We start from the raw sequence: 2,234 nt of genomic DNA on the forward strand, positions 1-2,234 counted from the left end.
GCGCGGCGCTTCAGTTCGACGACGCCGTTCTCAGGCCCGCGCGGACCGACGACCAGCTGCCACGGCACGCCGATCAGGTCCATGTCGGCGAACTTGGCGCCGGGACGCTCGTCACGGTCGTCATAGGCGACGTCCAGACCGGCCGACTCCAGCTTGGCATACAGTTCGGCGCAGACGCGGTCGGTCTCGGCATCGCCGGACTTCAGGTTGATCAGGCCGACATTGAAGGGCGCGACGGCGTCCGGCCAGATGATGCCGTTGTCGTCATGGCTGGCCTCGATGATCGCCCCCATCAGGCGCGACACGCCGATGCCGTAGCTGCCCATCTCCACCGGGATCGACTCGCCGTTCGGGCCGGCGACCACCGCATTCATCGGCTTGGAGTATTTGGTGCCGAAGTTGAAGATGTGGCCGACCTCGATGCCGCGGGCCGACACCAGATCGGCCTCCGGAACCGGGCTGTTGGCCGGGTCGTGCTTCTCGTCGGTCGCCGCATAGATGGCGGTGACGCGGTCAAAGAAGGGCTGCAGGTCGTCCTCGATGCCGGGAGCGTCCTTCAGCACATCCAGGGTCATCCAGTCCTTGTGGCAGAAGACGCCGCTCTCGCCGGTCTCGGCCAGGATGATGAACTCGTGGCTCAGGTCGCCGCCGATGGGACCGGTGTCGGCGCGCATCGGGATCGCCTTCAGCCCGATGCGGGCGAAGGTGCGGAGATAGGCCAGGAACATCTTCTGGTAGGAGCGGCGGGCACCGGCCGCGTCGATGTCGAAGGAATAGGCGTCCTTCATCAGGAATTCGCGGCCGCGCATCACGCCGAAGCGCGGGCGGATCTCGTCACGGAACTTCCACTGGATGTGATAGAGGTTCAGCGGCAACTGGCGGTAGCTCTTGACGAAGGAGCGGAAGATGTCGGTGATCATCTCCTCGTTCGTCGGACCGAACAGCATCTCGCGGTCGTGACGGTCGGTGATGCGCAGCATCTCCTTGCCGTAATCGTCGTAGCGGCCGCTTTCGCGCCACAGGTCGGCCGACTGGATGGTCGGCATCAGCAGTTCCTGCGCGCCGGCGGCGTCCTGCTCCTCGCGGACGATCTGCTCGATCTTGCGCAGAACCCGATAACCCAGCGGCAGCCAGGCATAGATGCCGGCGCTGGTCTGGCGGATCATCCCGGCCCGCAGCATCAGGCGGTGCGAGACGATCTGCGCCTCGGTCGGGGTCTCCTTGAGGGTCGGCATGAAGAAGCTGGACAGCCGCATGGCTCTGCTCTCGTGTGCGAGGTGTTCGACAAGGCCGAGGCGGTCGCTGCTTCGCAAGGAAAGAGCGGACACGACGGCGGGTGAGCGACTTTAGGAAGGTCGCCCGCACTTGTCCACTGTAAGCCCCCGCCGGGACTCCTGCCCGCCCCACTCCCTACCGGGTGCGGCAATAGGCGTAGAGACGCTCCTCGGCGCCGGGATCGATCGGCTGTCCGTTCAGATAGAGCCGGTCGCCGACAACACTGAGCCAGACCGCGGTCACATCGTTGGGCAGATAGGGCACCGACGGCAGGGCGACGCCCATCCGCCGGGCAAGATCGATCGACAGCGGCAGATCGATGGGGATCGGCGGCTGCGCCCCTGCACTGCCCGGCAGGTCGGCCGATGCCACCGCCCGGCCATTGACATCCACGCCCGGCCGATACTCGACATCGGCGGCCGGCACATGGCGGGTCAGACGCTGGCACAGCGACAGATCGACAACCAACCGGTCGCGGGCGGCATCGGGGGTCAGCGGGATCGGCCCTGGAAGCGGCTGAGGCGACTGCGCCATCGCCGTTGCCGCCAGGACGATTGCAAACGCCGTCAGGCCGGCGCACAGGGACCGATGCAGGCTCACAATGTGTGCCGCTCGGCCATCACGGCCGGGTTGCGCATCGCCTTCCAGTAAAGCGACAGGTAGGGCATGCCTTTTTCCGCCTCCTCCTGTGTCCGCGCCGACTGGCGGATATATTTGCCGATGAAGGGCTTGTTCACATGCTCCAGGTCCACCGCGGCCTTCAGCACCAGGAATTCGCCGATCTTGTCCGGCAGATTGTAATGCCACTTCTGCAGGCAATCCGAGGTCACGCCCGGCTTGGCCTGCTCGGGTTCGGGCAGGTAGAATTCCTGGTGGTGGTACTGGGTAATTTCCTTCCATGCCTGGGCAACCCTGCCGGGCTTGAGCCGCGGCAGGGCTTTCAGGATGCGGACGTCATC

General features: G+C 65.6%; 2 protein-coding genes and 1 pseudogene. All 3 read right to left on the reverse strand.

All coding sequences use genetic code 11. The annotated features are described in order from the left end of the window. Nucleotides 1-1,256: proline--tRNA ligase (gene proS, locus I71_RS07655; protein WP_042693464.1), on the reverse strand; the 1,256-nt coding region annotated here is incomplete at its 3' end. 154 nt (nt 1,257-1,410) lie between these two features. Beyond that, entirely contained in the window at nt 1,411-1,809 is a 399-nt protein-coding gene (locus I71_RS07660; protein ID WP_244433700.1) for a hypothetical protein, read from the reverse strand. A gap of 62 nt (nt 1,810-1,871) precedes the next feature. After that, nucleotides 1,872-2,234, reverse strand: a pseudogene (locus I71_RS07665) (hypothetical protein); the annotation flags it as partial.

Source organism: Azospirillum sp. B506 (assembly GCF_000333595.1).
Classification (GTDB): Bacteria; Pseudomonadota; Alphaproteobacteria; order Azospirillales; family Azospirillaceae; genus Azospirillum.

Bases quoted from the DNA above. Each gene is read 5' to 3' on its own strand.
- I71_RS07660 (WP_244433700.1), bottom strand. From the start codon at position 1,809: ATGGCGCAGTCGCCTCAGCCGCTTCCAGGGCCGATCCCGCTGACCCCC.